Below are 21,239 nucleotides of genomic sequence, written 5' to 3'. Positions count from 1 at the left end.
CACGGGACCTCCCGGGTCAGGAAAACGTCAACGTCGCCCGGCTCCCCCACACGCGCGCCGGGCCGATGTGACCATGGAGCCCCCCATGCCCGCCGGCCCCGAGGTCCGCTCCCCGTCCCGGCGCCATGGGGCCGTTCAGGACCGGTGAGGGAGGGCCTTCGGTGGCGCCCAGGGTGATCGCGGCCGATACGCCAGGCGTACGGCCGGGCAGGCTCAAGGTGTTCCTCGGTGCGGCACCGGGGGTCGGCAAGACGTACCGGATGCTGGACGAGGGGCGCCGGCGGGTGCGGCGCGGCACGGACGTGGTGGTGGCGTACGCCGAGTGCCACGGCCGGCCGCACACCGAAGAGATGCTCGAAGGGCTGGAGGTACTGCCCCGCGCGCACCGCAGCTACCGCGGCACGTCGTTCGGCGAGTTGGACCTCGACGCCGTCCTCACCCGCCGGCCCGCGGTCGCGCTCGTCGACGAGCTGCCGCACACCAACGTGCCCGGCGGCCGCAACGCCAAGCGCTGGCAGGACATCGAGGAGCTGCTCGGCGCCGGGATCGACGTCGTCACCACCGTCAACATCCAACACCTGGAGTCCCTCAACGACGTCGTGGAGAAGATCACCGGAGTCCCGCAACGCGAGACCGTGCCCGACGAGGTGGTCCGCCGCGCGCACCAGATCGAGCTGGTCGACATGCCCGCCGAGGCGCTGCGCCGACGCATGGCGCACGGCAACGTCTACCAGCCGGAGAAGGTCGATGCCGCGCTCGCGCACTACTTCCGGATCGGCAACCTCACCGCCCTGCGGGAGTTGGCGCTGCTGTGGGTGGCCGGGCGGGTGGACGAGACGCTACAGCGATACCGTTCGGAGCACGGCATCGGCACCGTCTGGGAGACCCGCGAGCGCGTCGTGGTGGCGCTCACCGGCGGCCCGGAAGGCGAGACGCTGATCCGTCGCGCGGAGCGGATCGCGGACCGGTCGTCCGGCGGCGATCTGCTGGCCGTGCACGTCGCCCGCAGCGACGGACTGGCCTACGCCTCGCCCGCAGCGCTCGCCAAACAACGCGCCCTGGTGGAGAGCCTGGGCGGCAGCTACCACTCGGTCGTCGGCGATCACGTACCCACCGCCCTGCTGGACTTCGCCCGTGCCGAGAACGCCACCCAGCTCGTGCTGGGCACCAGCCGGCGCAGCTGGCTGTCCCGTCTGGTGGCGCCGCGCGGCATCGGTGAGGACACGGTCGAGCTCTCCGGCGACATCGACGTCCACATGGTCACCCACGAAGGAGCCGGCCGAGGCCGCCGGTTGCCCGTACCGGGCCGGCAACCGGCGCATATACGCCGCCTCGCCGGCCCGGTGGCCGGCCTGCTGCTGCCCCTGCTGCTGACCGTCGTGCTGATCCAGAGCCGCGGCACCCTCAACCTGACCAGCGAGGCCCTGCTCTTCCTGGTCACCGTCATCGGCGTGGCCTGCTTCGGCGGCGTGGTCTCCGCGCTGCTGGCGTCGCTCAGCGCATCGCTGCTGTTGAACTACTACTTCATCCCGCCGAGCGGGCAGTTCACCATCACCGAGCCCAACAACGCATTGGCCCTGGCGGTCTTCGCGCTGGTCGCCGTCACGGTCGCCGCCATCGTCGACCGCTCGCTGCGGCTCGCCCGGCGCGCGGCCAGCGCCACCGCGGAGGCGGAGACCCTCTCCTCCTTGGCCGGGAACATCCTGCGCGGAGACCAAGCGGTGCCGATCCTCCTGGAACGCACCCGTGAGACCTTCGGCATGGAGTCCGCCGAACTCGTCCCGCGAACGGACCAGGAGGCCGGGGCGGAGGGTGACGGTGACGGGCTGGTGAAGGTGCCGGCCGGGCCGGACCGCATGCTCGTCCTCCGCGGCCGGCGCCTTCCCGCCTCCGAGCACCGCGTCCTCACCGCCTTCGCGGCCCACCTGGCCGCCGCGCTGGACCACGCCCGCCTCACGGAGGCCGCCGCCGAGGTCGAACCGGTGAAGGCGGCGGATCGGATGCGGACCGCGCTGCTGGCCGCGGTCAGTCACGACCTGCGCACCCCACTGGCGAGCGGACGCGCCGCGGTCAGCTCGCTGCGCAGCACCGACGTGGACTTCTCCACGGCGGAACGGGACGAGCTGCTGGCCACCGCCGAGGATGCCCTCATCGAGCTCAACCGCCTGGTGGACAACCTCCTCGACATGAGCCGACTCCGTGCCGGAGCCCTCACCCTGCACCTCCAGCCGACCGCCGTCGCGGACGTCCTCCCCCTGGCCCTGGCGCCCCTCGCCACCCCGCCGGTGCCGATCGAGACCCGGGGGCTGACGGAGATCGGCGACGTCCTCGCCGACCCCCCGCTCCTGGAGCGCGTCCTCGCCAACCTGGTCACCAACGCGGTGCGGCACTCGCCCGCCCGGCAGCGGGTACTGGTGACCGCCAGCGCCCTCGGTACGCGTATCGAACTGCGGGTCGTCGACCGGGGGCCGGGCCTGCGCCCGGAGGACCGGGACCGGATCTTCGTGCCCTTCCAGCGCCTGGGCGACAGCGACAACACCAGCGGCCTGGGGCTGGGGCTCGCACTGTCGCGGGGCCTGGCCGAGGCGATGGGCGGCACCCTCACCCCCGAGGACACCCCCGGAGGCGGGCTGACCATGGTCCTGTCGCTACGAGCCGCCCCCACGGAGGAGCCCGTGGAGCTCCGGTAGCGAGCCCACCGGGCGGGCGTCATCAGCGGTCCGTCAAGAGGCGCGACGTCTTCGACGCACATCTCTGTGGCAGTAACCCGACGACACCCGGTACCTTTCCCTGCGGAGTGCCGGGAAGTCTGGTCGGCGACGGTTCAGCAATTGCCAAAGCCACCGAGAGACGAGTACGTGACCGACCTGACTGCCATCCTCCTTCTCGTCGTCCTCGCCACAGCGGTGGCCACGGGCGCCCGTCACTGGCGCATCCCCGCTCCCTCACTGCTCGTCGTCGTGGGCATGCTGATCGGGCTGCTGCCCTGGCCACCGGACATCCAGGTGACTCCCGAAGCGATCAGCGTGGTCGTCCTGCCGCCGCTGCTGTACGCGTCCGCCGAGGAGATCCCGTGGCGTGAACTGCGCATGGTGTGGCGGCCGGTGACCGTCCTCGCCCTCGGACTGGTGCTGGTCAGCGCGGCGGCCGTGGGCGCCGTGGCCTCCCTGGTGACCCCGCTCGACACCACCATGGCATTCGTCCTGGGCGCGGTGCTGGCCAGCACCGACCCGGTCGCGGTGACCGCGCTGGGCCGCAAGATCGCGTTGCCGCCCCGCATACAGGTGCTGGTGCAGTCCGAAAGCCTCTTCAACGACGCCACCAGCCTGGTGCTCTTCAAGGTCGCGGTGGGCACCGCCATGGCCGCGCGTGCGGTCACCCTTCCCGCGGCCGGCGGCCAGTTCGTGCTGCTGGGCGGTGGCGGTGCGCTGGTCGGCGGTGCGGTGGCGGGCGTGGTGACACTGATCCGCCGGCGGACCGAGGACCCGATCCTGGAAACGGTGATCGCCCTGGTCACCCCGTACGCCGCCTACGTGCTCGCCGAGGACCTGCACACCTCCGGCGTCACCGCGGTCGTGGTCGCGGGGGTGGTCCTCGGCAGCACCGGCCACAGGCTCACCAACGCCACCATCCGGCTCCAGGTGCACGCCGTCTACGGCACCGTGGTGTTCCTTCTGGAGAGCGTGGTCTTCGCCGTCATCGGCCTGGAACTGCCCACTCTGGTACGTCAGTTGGCGGCGGACGAAGGAAGTTGGCCGCTGGGGGTGCTCGCGGTGGCCGGCACGGTGATCGCGGTACGGCTCCTCGGCGTCCTCCCCCTCTCCGCCGTCATGCAGCGACGCCGCGGCAACGGCACGGTCACCTGGCGGATCCCCGCGGTGGTCTCCTGGGCCGGCACCCGTGGGGTGATGCCGCTGGCCGCCGCCCTGTCCATCCCGTTGGTCGCCGACGACGGGAGCCCGCTGTCGCACCGCCCGCTGGTCCTGGTGCTCACCACCGGCGTGGTCGTCTTCACGCTCGTCCTCCAGGGCTTCACCCTGGCGCCGGTCGTCCGCTGGTCCAGGATCGCCCTGGAGCCGGAACACACCGCCCGCGAGGAGGCCCGGGCCCGCGCCGGTCTCGCACAGGCCGGGCTGGACTGCCTGGACGAACTCGAAGCCGTCGAGGCCGCGCCCACCGCCCTCCTCGACCAGCTGCGCCGCGGCCTGCTGGCCCGCCTCGACCAGGCCGACGCCGACCAGGCGGACGCCGACCAGGCGGACGACACCGCCCCGTCCTCCTGGCCCTCGGCCGCCGCCTACCGAGAACTGCGCCGCGCGGTGATAGCCGCGGAATCCGTGAAGCTCCAGCGCCTCTACGCGGACAACCACATCAGCGACCTCACCCGGCGACGCCTGCAACGCAGTCTGGATCTCGAAGAGGCCGGACTCCACGAGGAGTGAGGCCGGACCCGGCGGGGGGCGGCGCCGGGCGGTGTTCGGCATCAGAACCGGTCCGGGAACTTGACCACCACCACGAGGAGCACGACCAGCGACAGCGCCACCAGCACCCCCACGATGCGCTCCACGCTCACGTCTCCACCGCCGCCTTGATCGCTCGCCATCGCGTCACAACGGTCCTCCTTCTGTTCTCCGCTCGGCGCCGGACCGCTCCACCGTGCCCGCCGACGGGGCGCCGTACGCACAGCGGGGCCGGTTCCCTGACGGAATCCGAACGGCACACCCACCCGTACGGCACCCTCCCGTACCTTCCCGCACGCCTCCCGAACTCGTCAGACCGTCGCCGTCACGGGTGGTGCCGTTCCGGCGGGTGGGGCTGGACGCCGGTCATCAGGAAGTCCAGGCCGCGGCGGGTCGACGCCACCACGACACGGTCCCCGGCGCCCAGGACCCGGCCGTGCGAAGGTCGCCAGTCGAAGCCCGGCCGGTCGAGGCGGAGGCCGCCGCCGAGCGTGTCGTTCGCGACGGGGGCACCCTGCGCGTCCGCGGCCCCGACGGCCAGGACGCGCCATTCGTTCTCGCGGAAGGCCTGGTGGACGGAGCGGCCCTCCAGCTCCGGGTGCCCGGCGACATCGACGGTGGTGAAGAGGAGGGAGCCGCGCTCGACCGGCATGATGCCCAGGACATGACGGCCCATCATGGCGGCCGCGAAGGACGGTGCGGCGAGCGCCGAGACGGAGCGGCTGCGGGTGGTGGCGTCGGGGTAGGAGGCGCGCATGGTGCGGGAGACGGTGGCGGCGAAGTCGTCGTCGTAGAGCCGCATCACCACCCGCACACGGGGGTTGGCCTCGCGGGCGGCCATGGCGATGTCGAGGTTCTCGCCGTCGTCGCGGGTGAGCACCAGCAGCGACTTGCCCTGGCGGATCCGGGCGCGGTCGAGCACCCCCGGTGCACCGGCGTCCTCCAGCAGCAGGGGTACGCCGAGTTCGCGGGCGAGGGCGACGCCGCGCGCGTGCGGATCGCGCTCGATGACGACCACCTGGTGTGCGGTGGTGCGCAGTTGGGCCAGGACGCGGGTGCCGATCTTGCCGAGGCCGACCAGCACGATGTGGTCGGCGAGGTCCTCGGCCGGCGGATGCCCTACGGAAGCCTTGCGGAACGCGTCGGTGGCGTTCATGGTGGCGGCCACGACGAGTGGGAGTACGGCCAGGCCGACGAAGCCGGCGATGAGTTGGAGCACCCGGCGGGCCGGGGACTCGTCGGTGGCCGGGTCGCCCATGGTGAAGATGTCCAGCAGCGGCAGGTAGATCGACTTCCACAGCGGGCCGGGTTCGGCCAGCGCGGTGGCCACGGCCAGGACCGCCACGATCGCGGCCAGTGCACCGAACACCGCGAGGACCTCACGGGCCAGGAACACCTTCCACGGCAGATGCGCCAATCGGTCCCGCAGCCAGGCACCGTAGCCGCGCCGGTCACGCGACGGCGGCTCGGGCGCGTGCTGGTGGGTGACCTCCTCCAACATCAGCCGGCCGTGGGTGAATTGCCGGTGGTAGGCGGTGAAGGTGTCGGGCAGCAGCTGGGTGCCCTCCTCGCCCGGCGTCTCGGGGCTGTCCTCGCTCGCCGGGTCGTCCTGGTGGGCACCGGACAGCACCGCCAGCGTGGCCAGGTCGGCGGACTGCGGCGGGGTCCGCGCCGGGCGCACCACACCACGGAAGACCTGCCCTTCGACCTGGAGGGTGTGGCCCTGGCCGACAGCGGCGGCGGCCACCAGCTCGGGCACCGCGGTGTCGGTGTCGGACAGCACCGTGGTGGACATGTCCAGCGACGCGTCGTCGGCCCGGCCGAGCGCCGACACCGCGCGGTCCAGGAGCCGTTCGAGGTGGCTGCCGCGCTCCCGGTTGTACATCCGGATCACCAGGCGGATCGTCGGGTTGAGGGTGCGGGCCAGCAGCGCGGCGGTGACGTTGACCTGGTCGTCGCGGTAGGTGAGGGCCAGCGCGGCCGCCCGCTCCACCCCCGCGGCGCTCAGCGTCCGCTCGTCCGGTCGGGCGGCCACCAGCAGCTCGACGGGCGACTGCGGATCCCGGTGCAGCGCGGCGATCTCCGGCGCGTGCCCCTCCCTCCGCGAGGGCAGCACGACGGTGACCGCCTCACCGCACACCGCGTCCAGCGTTTCCGCGAGCCGGTGGGCCAGACCGTCGTCGCCGCAGATCACCATGTGCTGGGAGCGCTGGCCAAAGGGCATGCGCAGATGGAGAGTTGACGTCACGTGATCAAGATTGCCGGGACATGACACATGGTTCCGGCGCGCACAGCAGTTCGGTGTCAAGGTTGCGTAGAGATCGCCCGGGAGCACTCACCTGCGCCGCCACGAGGGAAGGCCCGCGCACTGCGCCCCCTTGCCGTGCCCGACCCGAAATGCACCGAGAACACCCCACGGGCAGGGCCACTCCCCCTACGCCCGCAGTCCGTCAAAACGCACCACCCTTCGCACCCGTCGCCGGACAATCGTTCCCATGGTCTTCTCACGCTCCGTACGACTGTGGCTCCTCCCCAACGCGGTGCTGCTCACCGCACTGTCCCTCTGGGGCATCGTCCGCTACCCACACCTGCCGAGCCGCATACCCGGGCACATCGGCACCAACGGGGTGGACGAGTGGACGGACCGGTCGGTCGGCAGCGCCTTCATGCCGGTGTTCGTCCACCTCGGCGTGACGGTGCTGCTGACCGCCTGCGCCGAGCTGACCCTGCGCGTGACCCCGCAGGCCGAACTGCCGGACGGCGCGGGGCCGTTCGGCAATGCACTGGTGCGCTCGTCGCTCAAGCGGCCGCGCACCCGCGCCTCGGCGCTCCGCATGGCCCGGGCGGTGCTGGTGCTCAACGCGTGCACGGGCCTGTCGCTCCTGATCGGCTGCGGGGCGCTGTGGCGCTCCGCGCCGGAACGCGAGGTGCCCGGCTGGCTGTTCGTCGCGATGGTCGCGCCGATGCTCGCCGGGACGGTGCTGACGGTGGTGGCCTCGGTACGCGACCGTCGGACACCCGTGAACTGAGCCGGTGATCAGGGCTCGCGGGGACCATCCGGCCGGCCCGGCGGTCGCCGCGTCCGGGACGGCCGGCGCATCGCCACTCGCGGGCCGGTCCGCCCGGAGGCCGTCATTCCGGGCGTCCGGCCGAGGTGTCGTCCTCGACGGCGGTGAGCCGGTCGATCACCTCGACCACACCGTCGACGCTCTCGCACAGGCGCACGGCGATGGGCACGAGGCTCCTGCGCTCCAAGGTGCCGCTGAGCGTCACCGTTCCGTCGGCGACGTCCACCGTGACGGCGGAGGGCGCAACGCCCAGGGTGCGGGTCAGGATGTCCTCCAGGATCTCCTCCTGGATCGCACGGTCCCTCCGCAGGAACAGCTGCACGAGGTCCCGGCGGCTGATCACTCCGATGAGCCGGCCGGACTCATCGACCACCGGTAGCCGCTTGACCCGCTTCTCCTCCATCGTCCGGGCCGCCCGCACGGCACTCCACCCGGGCCGCGCCACCACGGCGGGGCTGGTCATGATCGCACCGGCGGTGTTCCGGCCCTGCTCGTCGGACGGCCGGCGCAGCAGATCGGCCTCGGAGACGACCCCCACCGGCCGCTCGTCCTCGTCGACGACCGGAACGGCGGTGATGTCGTACTCGTAGAGCAACCGCGCGATCTCCTGGAACGGGGTGCCCGGCTGGGCGACGACGGCATTGGGTGTCATCAGATCGGCGACGCTGCGGTGCCTCATCTCGCGCCCGTCCCTTCCGAGTCTCGTGCGTACGCGCCCACCTGCCCACCTGCCCGGATGCGCCGGTGGGGCGGGGTGGCGCACCGCGGGGTGGCCACCCGACGGGAGGTGCTGGTCCCGTCCCGGGCGTGCCGTCGGCCGGCAGGTGGCCCGACGGAGGAGTACGTGCCGCTCGATGCCGCCACCGCCTCGTCTGTCTCCATCATGCGGGACGCCGACCACCGGGCAGGTGAGGCGACGCTCGAAGGGGGTCTTCGCCGGCCGTCACCTCACCGCCAGCTGGAGACGTCGATGGACCGTGCGGAGCCGCGCGGCTCCAGCGTGCCGACCCGTACCGAGCAGCCGGGTCCCGAGAAGAAGGTCCGGGACCCGCCGCCGTGGTTGTAGACCGACCGCCCGGGTTGGACCGGCGTGGCCTCGCACTCGTGCTGCGGATCCGGCACCGCCCGCATCTCCCCGCTGAAGGAGGGCTCCGACCAGAAGCAGACCAGACCTTGCGGGCAGTCGGCCGCGGCGCGGGCCTGCGCGTCGGCCGCCGCAGTGCCCGGCGCCGCGGCGGACGGCGCCGCGCTCGTGCCGGCTCGCGCGGGACAGGTGGTGGCCAGGGCGAGGGCGGCCGCGGCGGCCAGGGAACCGAGTGCCGCATTCGCCGGACGTACGGGCGGTCCTGGGCTGATCGTGCGCACCGGCCGAGGACTCACCCGACCGGACCAGGGCCGTAGAGGCGAGTGTGCGGCAACGGTCGGAGCCGCATGCGACGTTCATGTCACTGTCACGCTTCCGGGCAGCGTTGTACGAGTCCCTTGCCGCGCGGAGCAACGCGGTGTTCGTGCGAGTCCGGGTCGAGCACGGTCACCGTGCCACCGCCGTTCTCGGTCACATAGGCGCGTCCACCCGGCACCGTGGTGATGCTGTGCGGCAGCGGCCCCACGCGTACGACGGCGATCACCTGCCGGACCTGGGCGTTGATGACCGAGACCGAGTCCGAGCCGAAGTTGGCCACGTAGGCGCCGACGCGCACGGGATAGCGTGCTGCCGCCGGTCGGGACGCGGGGGCCGGTGGTGCGCCGGCCGCGGCCAGTGCGCAGGTCAGCAGCAGGGTGGTGGCCGAGCCCGCATAGAGGCTGCGTCTGCGGCCGCGTCGTGGCGGTGTGCCCGGACGGTGCCGGCCCGGAACCCCGCCGGGCGGGGCGCTGGCCAGGGGGAGACGGTGCGTGGCTCTCCTGGATGAGTAGTGATCATTGCGGTTCCACCAGATCAGGCATCGTGGGATCGCGCAGTCGGGCCACCGGCCAGCCAGCCCCGGCCGGTGCCCCGGTGGAGTGAACGGCTCCCGACGTCGACAGAGCGCACGTCCCCGCACGATCCGCGCCGCCACCTGCACGGACGGGCCCACGCATGCGTCCGGACCCGGCCGCTCCGGTGACGGCGCGCCGGCCCCGGGGCGCGCCCCGAATCCAATTCCCTGACTAGAGTCAGAGAATGAATGCGACGCAGATCGACCAGGTACGCCGGTTCAACCGCGCCGTCACCGAACGCGTGGGCGTGCTGCACGACCACTACCTGGGGCGCGACCGCCCCATCGGCGAGGCCCGGCTGCTGTGGGAGATCGGCGAGCAGGGCCGGGACGTACGGCGGTTGCGCGAGCGCCTGGGACTCGACTCCGGTTACGTCAGCAGACTGCTGCGTTCCCTGGAGGCCGACGGACTGGTGACGGTGGACCCGCACCCGCAGGACCGACGGGTGCGTACCGTCCGTCTCACCGACGCGGGTCGCACGGAACGCGCCACGCTCGATCGCCGCAGCGACGAGCTGGCCGGTCGCCTGCTCGCACCGCTCAACGCCGCCCAGCGCGCCCGGCTGGTCGCCGCCATGGCCGAGGTCGACCGGCTGCTGACCGCCACGACGGTCACGCTGGACACCGTCGACCCGGACCATCCCGACGCCCAGCACTGCCTGCGGTCCTACGTCACCGAGGTACAGGACCGCTTCGAGACCGGCTTCGACCCCGCCCGGAGCCTGCTGCCCGACCTCGGCGAACTCCGGCCCCCGCACGGCTTGTTGCTGGTCGCCCGGCTGCACGGCGAACCCGTGGGGTGCGCCGGCCTGAAGCTACCGCCCGGCGCCCCGGCCGAGGTCAAGCGCATGTGGGTGGCGCCCCACGCACGGGGCCTCGGCCTCGGCCGCAGATTCCTGGCCGAACTGGAGGCGCTGGCCGCCCGGCACGGCCACCACGTGCTGCGGCTGGACACCAACGAGGCGCTCACCGCCGCGATCGGCCTGTACCACTCCTGCGGCTTCCAGGAGGTCGAGCCCTTCAACGACGAGCCGTACGCCCATCACTGGTTCGAGAAGCGGATCACCGGACCTGCACCCGAGTGAGGCCACCCGCCCGGGAAGCGGCCCGGCGGGGGTGGGTCACTCGCCCCCGCCGAACATGGCCGTGGCCTGCTGGCCGTGCGTCTGGTTCCGGGCGACGTACGGGCGGAGTTCCGTCTCGTACGCGGCGAACGCGGCGGTGTGGTCGCCGCCCGCCTCGGCCAGTCGGCGGGCGAGTGTCCGGGCGCCGATGAGCGCCTGTGAGGTGCCCATACCGCTGGTGGGCGCGGCGCAGTACCCCGCGTCGCCGACGAGCACGATCCGGCCACGCGACCAGCGGTCGAGGTGGACCTGGCAGGTGGAGGCGAAGTAGAAGTCGTCCGCCGCGGTCATGGCGTCCAGGAGCCGGGGCGCCTGCCAGCCGTGCCGGGCGAAGGCGGCCCGCACGGCCTCCTGCTGTTCGCCACGGCCGCGCCGGTCCAGGTCGGGCGAGGCGGTGGCGAAGGAGAGGCTGACCGTGAGCCGGTCCGGGTCCCCCGCACTGAACAGGTAGATCGCCGTGTCCTTGGAGTGCTGCAACAGCCCACGGTGGTCGAGGCCGAGGTAGTTGGTGGTGGTGAACCCGGCGCCGGAGAGGCCCAGATGCCGCACGGCGTCGGCGTGCGGGCCGAAGGCCAGCCGTCGGACCTGCGAGTACACCCCGTCCGCCCCGATCACCAGGTCGTACTCGCGGTCCGCGGTGCGCTCGAACGTGACGGAGACGCCCGTCGCGTGCGGGGTCAGCGTGGTGATCGAGTCGCCGAACACGTACTCCACGTCATCCGAGGTGATCCGGTGCAGAATCCGGGTCAGTTCCCGCTTCGGCACTTCGAGTTCGCCGGCGAACGCTTCGGCGGGCAGCTGTCCGGTCACCGCACCCGTCTCGTCCACCAAGGTGGTGCCGCGCATCGCGGTGGCGTGGCCGCGGACCTCGTCGAGGATGCCCAACTCGTCCAGCACGTCGAACGCCGCGCCGCGGAAGTCCACCGCGTAACCACTGTCCCGGGGGGCCGGAGCGCGCTCGACCACGGTGACGTCGTATCCGTCGCGGTGCAGCAAGGAGGCAAGGGCGGGTCCGGCAACGCTCGCGCCCGAGATCAGAACCTTCGTTTTCGGCATGGCAGGACCGTAGCGCCGGTTTGACCAAATGGTCAAACCGTATGGTCAAACCAAATGGATAATCCATTTGGTCAAGCCGTGGGTTAGGGTGCCGTCATGGGGAATCGAGAGGATCTGCTCGCCGGGGCCAAGCAGTGCTTGATCGAACGGGGCTGGGCCCGCACCACCGTCCGTGACATCGCCGCGGCCGCCGGAGTCAGCCACGCCGCCATCGGCTACCACTTCGGCTCCAGGGACGCCCTGCTCACCCAGGCGCTCGTGGAAGCGGTGGACGAACTGGGTGACGAACTCGCCGGCGGTGACGCCGTCGAGGAACCGGAACGCCGCTGGCAGATCCTGATCGACAGCTTCACCACACACCGGGCGCTGTGGGTGGCCCAGCTGGAGGCCGCCGTTCAGGCCGAGCGGTCCCCAGAGGTACGCGAACACCTCGCCAAGGGCCAGCGCGAGGGACGGGCAGGGCTCGGCGGCTCGGTACCGCTGGCGCTGCTGACCGGACTGATGCTCCAGTGGCTGGTCGACCCGGACCACGCGCCCTCGGGTGCCGACGTGGTCGCCGAACTCCGCGCGCTCGCCACCGAAGCGTCCTGATGCGCACGGCCCGTCCGTGAGGACCCGGGCGACCCGCTCCGCTCCGGGAGCGCGTGACGGAGATCGCCCGGACGCTCGCATCCCGCTACGCCGAGGAGCCGACGGGCACGGACCGCCCTCACCGGCCTGATCGACCGGCAGGCACGATTCGCCGCACAAGGGGTAGGCGAACGGCAGAGGGAAGCCGGACGCTGCATCACGAGGGAGGTGAACGGTGACCCGGACGATCGACGTACCCGCCACCGCGGCCGAAGCGCGGGAGCGGGTGGACGCGTTGCTGCACACCTGTCACCGACCCGTCGACGAGGCGGTGGTGATGGACGCCTTGCTGATCACCTCGGAGCTGGTCACCAACGCCCTGCGGCACGCGGGCGGGCTCACCGGCTTCGCCGTGCGCATCACCGGCGGGCGCTTGAAGGTGACGGTCGAGGACGCGAGTCCCGTCCGCCCCTCCCTCCCCGGTGACGACCGGGCGGGCCGGATCGGCGGCTACGGCTGGCCCCTGGTCCGTCGGCTCGCAACGGCCGTCGCCATCACGCCGACCGCCGACGGGAAGGGCAAGGGCATCCACGTCGCGCTGCGGCTGTGGTGACCGGGGCGGGGCTCCCGACCCGCGGACGGTGAGGGAGTGCGCCGGTGAACGCGCCCCGGATCCGGACCAGTTCGGGCAAGGTCGGGCGTGGCCGTCACCGTCGTCGACGCGCAGGTCACGGTGGCGGTCGTACGGAGCGCGCGCGGCCACACTCCCCGGTGATCTTCCGGTGCCCGACGCATGCCGGAGCCGGAGGCGGGTAAGCGGCCGCACAGGTGCCCGCGCGTGCCGGGCGGACGGGGAGGCATGATGAGCATCGTCGTGAGCGACACCTCGACCGAGCACACCATCGACCAGGAAGTCGGCCTTCCGGACGTACCGCACCCGGGCTCGGTGGCTCCCAGGGACGCACGCGAACTGTCCCGACGGTTCTTCGACCGGCTCCGGGAATGCGAAGAGGGCACCCACACCTACCAGTACGCGCGCAACACCCTCATCGAGATGAACATGTCGATGGTCCGCTATGTCGCCCGCCGTTACCGCAACCGCGGCGACGACATGGAAGACATCATCCAGGTCGGCACGATCGGCCTGATCAAGGCCATCGACCGCTTCGACCTCGACCGCGAGGTCGAGTTCTCCACGTTCGCGGTGCCCTACATCCTGGGCGAGATCAAGCGCTTCTTCCGGGACACCGGGTGGGCCGTGCACGTTCCCCGCCGGTTGCAGGAGCTGCGTTCCGAACTGGCCAAGGCCAAGGAGCAGTTGCACCTCGCGTTCGACCGCGACCCCACGGTGCGCGAACTCGCCGCCCACCTCGGCCTGTCGGAGGAGGAGGTCATCGAGGGCCTCATCGCGGCCAACGGGTACTCGGCGGACTCCCTGGACACCCCCTCCGACCCCGATCCGTCCGACCAGCGGCGCCCGCTCGCCGACGTCCTCGGCGAGAACGACCCCGCCCTGGAGACCGTCGAGGACCTCCGCACCCTCGCCCCGCTGCTACAGAAGCTCGATGCCCGCGAACGCCACATGATCGAGCTGCGGTTCGGGCAGGAGATGACGCAGTCTCAGATCGGCGCCGAACTCGGGGTCTCCCAGATGCACGTCTCCCGCCTGCTCAACCGCACCCTGACCAAGCTCCGCGCCGGCATGCTCGCCGACCGCCGCCATTGATGCGCCGGGCCCGGCGGCCCCGGGCCCGTACGAGGGGCACCGCGGAAGGCCCCGCGGGCCCACCTGACGTGCGTGGCGCTGAGCCCGGAACGCCCGTGGTGGAGGATGCTTCTGGGCGGCGGTGCGACCCGGAAGAAAAGAGATTGCCTCGGGCGCAGAGCTCACGTTGGCTGGGCAGCATGACTGAACTACGTACCCCTCGCCTCGTCCTGCGCCGATGGCATGACTCCGACCTTGAACCGTGGGCGGCGCTGAATGCCGATCCCGAGGTTCGAGAACACTTGGGCGACCTGCTCACCCGCGAACAGAGCGATGCCTGCGTGGCACGGTTCCAGGCCGATTTCGACCGACGGGGCTACGGGTGGTGGGCGGTTGAGGTGCAGGCCACGGGCGCGTTCATCGGCTTCGCGGGCTTGGACGAAGTGGACGACGACATGCCGTTCACAGGAGTCGAGATCGGCTGGCGGCTCGCCCGCTCGGCCTGGGGCCAGGGCTACGCCACCGAGGCTGCGCTGACGGTCCTGGCCCATGGCTTCGACAATCTTGAGCTTCCTGAGATCCTCGCTGTCACCACAGCCACCAACCTTCGTTCGCAGGCGGTGATGCGCCGGATCGGCATGACCCGCGACCCGGCCGACGACTTCGATGACCTCACCGAGCCCCAAGGGCCACTGCGCCCGAACGTGCTGTACCGCATCGCCCGTAGCGCGAGGAGCTGACGTCCTCCGCTGGGGTCGTTCGATCGGGCTGCGGGTGCGAGGGGGCGTCCGCTCCAGCGGAGGCCCCCTCTCGCTGCGTATGCGGGCGCGTTCCCTGCGCCGGGCGGTGCAGAGACGGAGCCTGCGCGAAATTCAGCCATCGCCGGGCGGAGCCTTCGGCCCGCCTCGCATGCCCGGCGTTCCGCTCGGAGCCGGTGAGTTGGCGGTCGTTCAACAGTGTCGCAGCGGTGCGTCCGGGTGCGTTCGGATGCGTTCGGCAGACCGGAGAGCCCCTCATCGCCGCGTGATCAACTGGCTCAAAACCTGCTGTATCGAGCACGCGGCCGACCCTACGGTAGGTTTACAGTTCACCGAAGGAACATCTGTTCGGTCGTCGCGAGACGCGCTACAGCGCGCCGCAATGCGGCTTCCGTCGCCTGTCTTCCACCCCCACACCTGGTTGGTGCCATGCCGTCCGAAGTGACATCCGCCCTCGCCCTTCCGAAGACGGTTTTCCCTCCAGCCGCACCAAAAAGGCGCTACAAGGCCGCGATCTCGTTTGTCTCGCCGGCCGCCAGCCAGCACACCTTCGAAGCACACGGCGACTGCTTTCTGGGTATCAGCCTGGAGAACAGCAACTTCCGCCAGGACAAGGTACGCAGCATGGCCGACTGGATATCCCAGAGATTTCCACGGTGCACCGTGCTCGTCGGGGACAGCATCCATCGCATCACCCTGGAATCCACTCGCGGTCTGCATCCGTCGGAAGCCCTGAGCGAGGCGCTGCGCCTGGGGCGTGAATTCATCAGGGATCACGCCCCAGCATTCGAAGAGTTGCGGGAGCGCACGGACTTCACCTTCGTCAAGTGCAGTGAGGTCCAGTCCTGGGACGCCTACCAGGGGTACCACCGAGTCCTGCGGGACTACTTCGACGAGGACGCCGCGTTCCGTGCCTCCGTCGAGTCGTTCGGCCGCCGCTACCACAGCAAGCATTCGGATGGAGCCTCGCCAGAAGACCTGGAACGGCGTATCCGGAGGTCCTCGGACTACTTCCTGGAAGAGTACGCCGTCTTCTGCTGTCTCAAAGAACGCGGCCTGCCGGTCATGCTCTACCCGGGATCGTTCGACACCCTCTACGAAATCGCCGCGGGCCAACACGGGGGAGCACCGAAAGAACTGCGCGACCTCATCGTGGTGTCCCTTCAACTCCGAGGACGCTGACCGTTTCCGCGGCACGCCCCGCCGGGCTCACCAACTTCCCCGAACAGCACACCTGGTCGCCGTCCCAGGGCACCGCGGTCAGGATGGCCCCGTCGTGCCGGCGTCCGTAGCGACAGCTCACCGGGTGGCCGAAGTCGACCTCGGCGACTCCGGCGACCGGCCGTAGGTCCGCGAGGCGGGCGTCGTCCGGCAGCCCGGCGGCCGCCGCTCGCAGCACCGGGTCGTCGGACGCCCTGGCGTCGGACGTGGGGATGGGCGCGACGAACACCCGATCCTCCGCGTCCCACCACCGGCTGTTGAACGCCGTCCCGAAGGCGGCGATGTCTTCCGTCCCCGCCTCGGCCACCGCCTGCTGCACGCAGTCGCCCAACTCCCGCAACCAGTCGGGCAGGGAGAGCGCCAGGCGCCGGGTGTCGGTGGCGTCCCAGAAGAGGAAGACCGGCCCCCAGGCACCGGTGTCCCGGTCGACGTCCACATAGGTGTGTCCGTCACCGTGGTCGAGGTAGACGAACCAGTGGCTGCCCGGACCACCCACGTGGTCGAGGTACCAGCCGACGTCATGCCCGAGGTATGCACCGTTGTTGAAGGACTCGGTGAAGTCGATGTGCTCGGCCGAGGTGTGGCCGTTCACGACGGAGCGGTAGACGCGGGCGCCACCCCCGGGATCACAGGGTGTGCGTGCAGCCGTACTGGCCGTAATACCACTCGTATTGGCCGGTCACCCAGGCATCCGCCCGGACCGTGAAGGTGCCGCGCGGAGGCGGGCAGTGGAACGTCGTGGTGGTGAGGTCGCCGCCCGGCGGGGGGCTCGACGACGCGGTGGCTGTGGAAGCGAGACCGGCGCCACCGACGCTGAACAGCGCGGCGATGAACGCTATCGCGATGACCTTCTTCATGACTTCTCCCAGTTCCAACGCGTGCGTGAACTGCCTCTGGGGCCTGGGCACTCACCGCCTCATCGCCCCACGGAGGCCATCGACCAACGGCGCTCACCTCCTCACGAACCACTCAGGACCGCATCGTCACGGAGACACACAGAGGACCCTACAAGCAACTGCCTCAAATCGGAACAATAGTAAAATTCATCGGGCGAACGGCAGCCCATCCACCCTGGAGCGCTGAGCAGCAGATGACCGGCAACCCCGGCGAGACGCCGACCCCGGCACCGACCGGCGCCGACAACGGGCCCGCCGTCTCCCGTCGGGAGTTCGACGCGCTGTTCGAGACGGTCCGCACCTGGGGTCGGTGGGACCCCGCCGACCGCGGCGCGTGGAACCGCGTGACCCCCACCCACGTGCGACGGGCCACCGCCCTGGTCCGGTCCGGAACGGTCGTCCCGCTGGCGCGCCCGTGGAACACCGCACCCGGCCCCGACAACGGCAAGCCCGCCCTGCACTACATGTCCGACCTCGGCGACGTCGAAGCCCCCGAACCCACCACCCACAAGGACTTCATCGCGGCCGACTACCACGGCAAGGCCGTCAGCCACCTGGACGCGCTGTCCCACATCGCCTACCGGGGGCAGCTCTACGACGGCCGCACCGCGCGCGAGCTCGTCGATGCCGGCGGCGCCCGATTCGGCGCCGTCTCGGCGCTCGGTCCGCTCGTGACCACGGGTGTGCTCCTCGACCTGCCCGCCGTCGCGGGGGGCGGCTGGCTGGAGCCGGGACGGGCCGTGCACGCCGAGGACATCGTCGCGGCGGAGCGGGCGCTCGACGTCACGATCGGCGAGGGCGATGCGGTGCTGCTGCGCTCCGGCAGCCCGCTTCGCCGCCGGGAGCGGGGCGCCTGGAACCCCGACACGGCGAGCGCGGGCTTCCATGTGGACGCCGTGCCCCTGCTGGCCGAGCGCGGTATCGCCCTGCTCGGCGGGGACGGCGACAGCGATGTGCGACCCTCTCCGGTGGACGGTGTGCACTCCCCGGTCCATGCGCTGACGATCGCCGGCATGGGGGTGCCCCTCCTGGACAACCTCGACCTCGAAGCGCTCTCCGCCGCCTGCGCCGAGGCGGGCCGCTACGCGTTCCTGCTGCTGGTCGCCCCGCTGAACATCCCCGGCGGCACGGGCTCGCCGGTCACCCCGGTCGCGATCCTGTGACGGCGCGGCGCAGGCCCCGTCACCCCGGCGATCACGGCGGCGAGCGGCCGGCCGGGCCGTCGGACCGAGAGGGTCCCCGGCCCGACGGCCCGGCCGGCACCCCGGGAAATCCGCGCTTCTCTTCCCCGTCCACGGTCGGTACTGTCGCATAGACGAAGCCCTACAATTGGATCAAATGGTACAGATGCTCCGTTGTGCGGTGGCCATGGCGGCAGGTACCGACAGGGGAAGTGATGTGGATGGGGCTCGTGGGAGTTGACCTCGGCCCCGTACGTGCACGTGACCGGTTCCTTCACGGCGAGTCGGTCGAGGGGACCGTCAGAAGTCCGATCTTGGATTCGTGGCAGCGTTCCCAAGCGCTGGGCCTCTCACCGGAAGGATGCGAGCTCCCCTACCGCCAGGATCTCGACCTGGACGGTCCGCTCGTGCACGCCGCCGGGCCCGTACTGGACCGGCTACAGGCCCTGTTCTCGGGCAGGAACATGAACGTGTCCCTCGCCGACGGGCGCGGGGCGGTGCTGCAACGCCGATTCGGCGAGGCCTCTCAGGTCAGGCACCTGGCCGCGATCCAGAGCGTCCCCGGCTTCGTGTTCGCCGAGCAGTTCGGCGGGACCAACGGCATCGGGCTGGCGCTCGCGGAGCGGCAGTTGATCAACGTGTACGGCGCCGAGCACTTCGCCGAACGCTCCCAGTCCAACGCCTGCTCGGCGATACCCATCCGGGACCTGCTCAGCGGACGCATCGAAGGCATCCTCTGCTTCGGCTACCCGCTCACCGACGCGGACGCGGAGCTGAACGGCGTGATCCGCAGAGCGGCCGGAGCCATCGAACGGCGACTCCTGGAGCAGAGCTCGGCCCGGGAGCGCGCTCTGCTGGAGGCCTACCTCGACGCCCGGCACCACGCGCCGATCGGCGACGGAGTGCTGGGCGAGCTCGCCGAGAGCGGGCTGGACTGGCGGGACCAGATGATCCTCAAGGAGCGGGCCACCGATCTGATCTCCCTGGCGCAGCGGGCCGCCATCGAGGTTCCGCTCCCCAGCGGCCGACGGGTCACCCTGCTGAGCCGCCCGGTGACCAGTCCTTCCGGGGTGGAGGGCGTGGCCATCGAGGCGATCTTCCCGGCGCGGCACCAGCGCCTCGCCGTCCCCGCCACGGGCGGCACCGCTCCCGACCTCCTGGCGGAGCAGATCCTCGCCCCCGCCGTCCCGCCGACCGGGCGTCGTCCCGACGTCGTGCCCGGCCGCGCCGCCCCGACGACCCGCCCGCCCGGCGCCACCGGACGCACCGCCGACCGGATGACCAGCGGGCTGGTGCTGGTGGGCGAGCCGGGGGTCGGCACGTACGCGGTGGCGGCCCGGCGCCGCCTGGAGCTGCTGTCCGAGGCCAGCGCCCGCATCGGCACCACCCTCGACGTGAGCCGCACCGCCGAGGAACTCGCCGAGATGGCCGTCCCGCGCCTGGCCGACTTCGTCACCATCGACCTCCCCGAGGCGGTACTGCGCGGCGAGGAGCCTAACGACCCCCGCGCCGACCTGCACCGCACGGTGGTCCACGGCTATCGGGGCGACTGCCCCTTCTACCCCGCCGGTGAGCCGGTCGACCTGCTCCCCAGCACTCCCCAACTCCGCTGCCTGGCCAGCGGAGAGCCGGTACTGGAACCCGACCTGCGGGCCGCCACGGGCTGGATCGCCCAGGACCCCGGGCACGCCCGGCGGCTCCTGGACCACAACGTCCACTCCCTGATCGCCGTCCCCCTCCTCGCCCGCGGCATCGCCCTGGGCGTGGCGAGCTTCTACCGCTCGCGGGACCCCGCCCCCTTCGGCGACGACGACCGGTCACTGGCCCAGGAGCTCGCCACCAGGGCCGCCATCTGCATCGACAACGCCCGCCGCTACACCCGCGAACACAGCACGGTCCTCGCCCTACAACGCAGCCTGCTGCCGCAGAGCTTCCCCGACCTGAACGCCGTCGAGATCGCCTACCGCTATCTGCCCTCCGAGTCCGGGGTCGGCGGGGACTGGTTCGATGTCATCCCTCTGTCCAGCAGCCGCGTCGCCCTCGTCGTGGGGGACGTGGTCGGCCACGGCCTGCACGCCGCGGCGACCATGGGCCGGCTGCGCACCGCCGCCCGCAACTTCGCCGAACTGGACCTCGCGGCGGACGAGGTCCTCACCTGCCTCGACAACCTCGTCGGGCGCCTCGACCGGGACGAGGGCAGCGAGGAGATCACCACCGACCGCACCGGCATCATCGGCGCCACCTGCCTGTACGCCGTCTATGATCCGGCCTCGCAACAGTGCGTGATGGCCCGGGCCGGCCACCCCCCGCCCGCGCTGGTCCACCCCGACGGCACCGTCACCTTCCCCGACCTGCCGGCCGGCCCACCCCTGGGCCTGGGCGGGCTGCCCTTCGAGACCATCACGTGCCACCTCCCCGAGGGCAGCCAGCTCGTCCTCTACACGGACGGACTCATCGAAGAACGCCACCGCGACGTCGACGTGGCCCTCGACCGGCTGCGCAGTGCTTTGGCGCACCCGAACCGCCCGCCCGAGGAGACCTGCGAGGACGTGCTCCGGACCGTGGTGCCCCGCCACCCCACCGACGACATCGCCCTGCTCGTCGCCCGCACCCATGCCCTGGACGCACACCGGATCGCCACCTGGGAGCTGGCCGCCGACCCGGCGCTCGTCTCCGGCATCCGCGCCGCGGTCACCCGTCAACTGACCGCATGGGGGCTGGACGAGGTCGCCTTCGCCACCGAACTGCTGCTCAGCGAACTGGTCACCAATGCCATCCGCTACGGCAGCACCCCCATCCAGGTGCGCCTGCTCTACGACCGCACGCTGACCTGCGAGGTCGCCGACGCCAGCAGCACCGCCCCGCACCTGCGGCATGCGGCCACCACCGACGAGGGCGGCCGCGGCCTGTTCCTCGTCGCCCAACTCGCCCAGGCCTGGGGCACCCGCTACACCACGAACGGCAAGGTCATCTGGGCCGAGTGCGCACTGGAACTGTCGGGCGGAAAGCTCGGCACCGCGGAAGTGCATTTCGACAACATTCCCGCTATCTAGGGGTCCATCCGGCATTCATCTCAAAGCGGGTCGTAGCATGGCGGACACCGAGTGACGGATACCGGCAGCCCCCTGCCGGCAGTACGGCGCCGAGCCGCACGACGCGGCGCCGCCGCCCCCGCGAAACGCCCAGCAGCACTGCCCCGTCGTCAGGAAGAATCGAGAGGCCGC

At 71.5% G+C, this 21,239-nt stretch carries 18 protein-coding genes; 11 read left to right on the top strand and 7 right to left on the bottom strand.

Translation table 11 applies throughout. The features are described from left to right. Positions 1 to 161 precede the first annotated feature (161 nt). Both AB0C96_RS14865 and AB0C96_RS14860 read left to right on the top strand, forming a co-directional pair. Positions 162 to 2,690, top strand: coding sequence for an ATP-binding protein (locus AB0C96_RS14865; protein WP_362917321.1), 2,529 nt, complete (start codon positions 162 to 164; stop codon positions 2,688 to 2,690). A gap of 168 nt (positions 2,691 to 2,858) precedes the next feature. Beyond that, a complete protein-coding gene (locus AB0C96_RS14860) occupies positions 2,859 to 4,442 on the top strand; it encodes a Na+/H+ antiporter (protein ID WP_362917319.1) in 1,584 nt (527 codons plus the stop codon). A gap of 343 nt (positions 4,443 to 4,785) precedes the next feature. Here AB0C96_RS14860 and AB0C96_RS14855 read toward each other — a convergent pair whose 3' ends face one another. Next, positions 4,786 to 6,708: an NAD-binding protein gene (locus tag AB0C96_RS14855; RefSeq protein ID WP_362917317.1), complete on the bottom strand. Its 1,923-nt coding sequence runs from the start codon at positions 6,706 to 6,708 to the stop codon at positions 4,786 to 4,788. 247 nt (positions 6,709 to 6,955) lie between these two features. Between AB0C96_RS14855 and AB0C96_RS14850 the strand changes: the two genes are divergently transcribed. After that, the gene (locus tag AB0C96_RS14850) at positions 6,956 to 7,489 is read left to right on the top strand and encodes a DUF1648 domain-containing protein (protein ID WP_362917315.1); all 534 of its coding nucleotides are present in this window, start codon (positions 6,956 to 6,958) and stop codon (positions 7,487 to 7,489) included. Between the two features lie 103 nt (positions 7,490 to 7,592). On the opposite strand, the gene AB0C96_RS14845 is transcribed toward AB0C96_RS14850, so the two are convergent. The 3 genes from AB0C96_RS14845 to AB0C96_RS14835 form a co-directional block, all read right to left on the bottom strand. After that, entirely contained in the window at positions 7,593 to 8,207 is a 615-nt protein-coding gene (locus AB0C96_RS14845; protein WP_362917313.1) for a CBS domain-containing protein, read from the bottom strand. Positions 8,208 to 8,476: 269 nt separating this feature from the next. Beyond that, complete coding sequence (locus tag AB0C96_RS14840) at positions 8,477 to 8,893, bottom strand: peptidase inhibitor family I36 protein (RefSeq protein ID WP_362917311.1); 417 nt, start codon at positions 8,891 to 8,893, stop codon at positions 8,477 to 8,479. A gap of 86 nt (positions 8,894 to 8,979) precedes the next feature. Further along, a complete protein-coding gene (locus AB0C96_RS14835) occupies positions 8,980 to 9,228 on the bottom strand; it encodes a hypothetical protein (protein WP_362917309.1) in 249 nt (82 codons plus the stop codon). Between the two features lie 461 nt (positions 9,229 to 9,689). Here AB0C96_RS14835 and AB0C96_RS14830 point away from each other — a divergent pair, with 461 nt between their 5' ends. Beyond that, on the top strand, positions 9,690 to 10,589 hold the full coding sequence (locus AB0C96_RS14830; protein WP_362917307.1) for a helix-turn-helix domain-containing GNAT family N-acetyltransferase: 900 nt from the start codon (positions 9,690 to 9,692) through the stop codon (positions 10,587 to 10,589). 36 nt (positions 10,590 to 10,625) lie between these two features. Here the strand turns inward: AB0C96_RS14830 and AB0C96_RS14825 are convergent, their stop codons facing one another. Then, positions 10,626 to 11,684: an FAD-dependent monooxygenase gene (locus tag AB0C96_RS14825; RefSeq protein WP_362917306.1), complete on the bottom strand. Its 1,059-nt coding sequence runs from the start codon at positions 11,682 to 11,684 to the stop codon at positions 10,626 to 10,628. A gap of 96 nt (positions 11,685 to 11,780) precedes the next feature. Between AB0C96_RS14825 and AB0C96_RS14820 the strand changes: the two genes are divergently transcribed. The 5 genes from AB0C96_RS14820 to AB0C96_RS14800 all read left to right on the top strand — a co-directional run bounded on the left by AB0C96_RS14820 (position 11,781) and on the right by AB0C96_RS14800 (position 15,899). Then, positions 11,781 to 12,275 (top strand): TetR family transcriptional regulator, encoded by a 495-nt coding sequence (locus AB0C96_RS14820; protein WP_362917305.1) that lies wholly within the window; start codon positions 11,781 to 11,783, stop codon positions 12,273 to 12,275. Between the two features lie 214 nt (positions 12,276 to 12,489). Beyond that, positions 12,490 to 12,867: an ATP-binding protein gene (locus tag AB0C96_RS14815; protein WP_362917304.1), complete on the top strand. Its 378-nt coding sequence runs from the start codon at positions 12,490 to 12,492 to the stop codon at positions 12,865 to 12,867. Positions 12,868 to 13,116: 249 nt separating this feature from the next. After that, complete coding sequence (locus AB0C96_RS14810; RefSeq protein WP_362917302.1) at positions 13,117 to 13,980, top strand: RNA polymerase sigma factor SigF; 864 nt, start codon at positions 13,117 to 13,119, stop codon at positions 13,978 to 13,980. 179 nt (positions 13,981 to 14,159) lie between these two features. Then, positions 14,160 to 14,699 (top strand): GNAT family N-acetyltransferase, encoded by a 540-nt coding sequence (locus AB0C96_RS14805; RefSeq protein WP_362917300.1) that lies wholly within the window; start codon positions 14,160 to 14,162, stop codon positions 14,697 to 14,699. Between the two features lie 447 nt (positions 14,700 to 15,146). Beyond that, positions 15,147 to 15,899, top strand: coding sequence for a tRNA-dependent cyclodipeptide synthase (locus AB0C96_RS14800; RefSeq protein WP_362917299.1), 753 nt, complete (start codon positions 15,147 to 15,149; stop codon positions 15,897 to 15,899). Here AB0C96_RS14800 and AB0C96_RS14795 read toward each other — a convergent pair. Both AB0C96_RS14795 and AB0C96_RS14790 read right to left on the bottom strand, forming a co-directional pair. Beyond that, positions 15,865 to 16,530, bottom strand: coding sequence for a hypothetical protein (locus tag AB0C96_RS14795; RefSeq protein WP_362917297.1), 666 nt, complete (start codon positions 16,528 to 16,530; stop codon positions 15,865 to 15,867). The genes AB0C96_RS14800 and AB0C96_RS14795 overlap by 35 nt on opposite strands. 34 nt (positions 16,531 to 16,564) lie before the next feature. After that, positions 16,565 to 16,795, bottom strand: a complete 231-nt coding sequence (locus AB0C96_RS14790; RefSeq protein WP_362917295.1) for a hypothetical protein — start codon at positions 16,793 to 16,795, stop codon at positions 16,565 to 16,567. 233 nt (positions 16,796 to 17,028) lie between these two features. On the opposite strand from AB0C96_RS14790, the gene AB0C96_RS14785 reads away from it, so the two are divergent. Together AB0C96_RS14785 and AB0C96_RS14780 are read left to right on the top strand one after the other, a co-directional pair. Then, positions 17,029 to 17,997 (top strand): cyclase family protein, encoded by a 969-nt coding sequence (locus tag AB0C96_RS14785; RefSeq protein WP_362917293.1) that lies wholly within the window; start codon positions 17,029 to 17,031, stop codon positions 17,995 to 17,997. Between the two features lie 239 nt (positions 17,998 to 18,236). Beyond that, on the top strand, positions 18,237 to 21,068 hold the full coding sequence (locus tag AB0C96_RS14780) for a SpoIIE family protein phosphatase (protein ID WP_362917291.1): 2,832 nt from the start codon (positions 18,237 to 18,239) through the stop codon (positions 21,066 to 21,068). Positions 21,069 to 21,239: the final 171 nt, after the last annotated feature.

Source organism: Streptomyces sp. NPDC048506, assembly GCF_040651315.1.
Lineage (GTDB): Bacteria > Actinomycetota > Actinomycetes > Streptomycetales > Streptomycetaceae > Streptomyces.
The sequence above is the reverse complement of the archived record's forward strand: the minus strand, read 5'-3'. Positions and strand labels throughout refer to the sequence as shown.

What these genes read in the sequence shown, in the direction of transcription:
- AB0C96_RS14850 (WP_362917315.1), top strand. Translation starts at nt 6,956, where the DNA reads ATGGTCTTCTCACGCTCCGTACGACTGTGGCTCCTCCCCAACGCGGTG.
- AB0C96_RS14845 (WP_362917313.1), bottom strand. Translation starts at nt 8,207, where the DNA reads ATGAGGCACCGCAGCGTCGCCGATCTGATGACACCCAATGCCGTCGTC.
- AB0C96_RS14830 (WP_362917307.1), top strand. Translation starts at nt 9,690, where the DNA reads ATGAATGCGACGCAGATCGACCAGGTACGCCGGTTCAACCGCGCCGTC.
- AB0C96_RS14825 (WP_362917306.1), bottom strand. Translation starts at nt 11,684, where the DNA reads ATGCCGAAAACGAAGGTTCTGATCTCGGGCGCGAGCGTTGCCGGACCC.
- AB0C96_RS14820 (WP_362917305.1), top strand. Translation starts at nt 11,781, where the DNA reads ATGGGGAATCGAGAGGATCTGCTCGCCGGGGCCAAGCAGTGCTTGATC.
- AB0C96_RS14810 (WP_362917302.1), top strand. Translation starts at nt 13,117, where the DNA reads ATGAGCATCGTCGTGAGCGACACCTCGACCGAGCACACCATCGACCAG.
- AB0C96_RS14805 (WP_362917300.1), top strand. Translation starts at nt 14,160, where the DNA reads ATGACTGAACTACGTACCCCTCGCCTCGTCCTGCGCCGATGGCATGAC.
- AB0C96_RS14800 (WP_362917299.1), top strand. Translation starts at nt 15,147, where the DNA reads ATGCCGTCCGAAGTGACATCCGCCCTCGCCCTTCCGAAGACGGTTTTC.
- AB0C96_RS14790 (WP_362917295.1), bottom strand. Translation starts at nt 16,795, where the DNA reads ATGAAGAAGGTCATCGCGATAGCGTTCATCGCCGCGCTGTTCAGCGTC.
- AB0C96_RS14785 (WP_362917293.1), top strand. Translation starts at nt 17,029, where the DNA reads ATGACCGGCAACCCCGGCGAGACGCCGACCCCGGCACCGACCGGCGCC.
- AB0C96_RS14780 (WP_362917291.1), top strand. Translation starts at nt 18,237, where the DNA reads ATGGGGCTCGTGGGAGTTGACCTCGGCCCCGTACGTGCACGTGACCGG.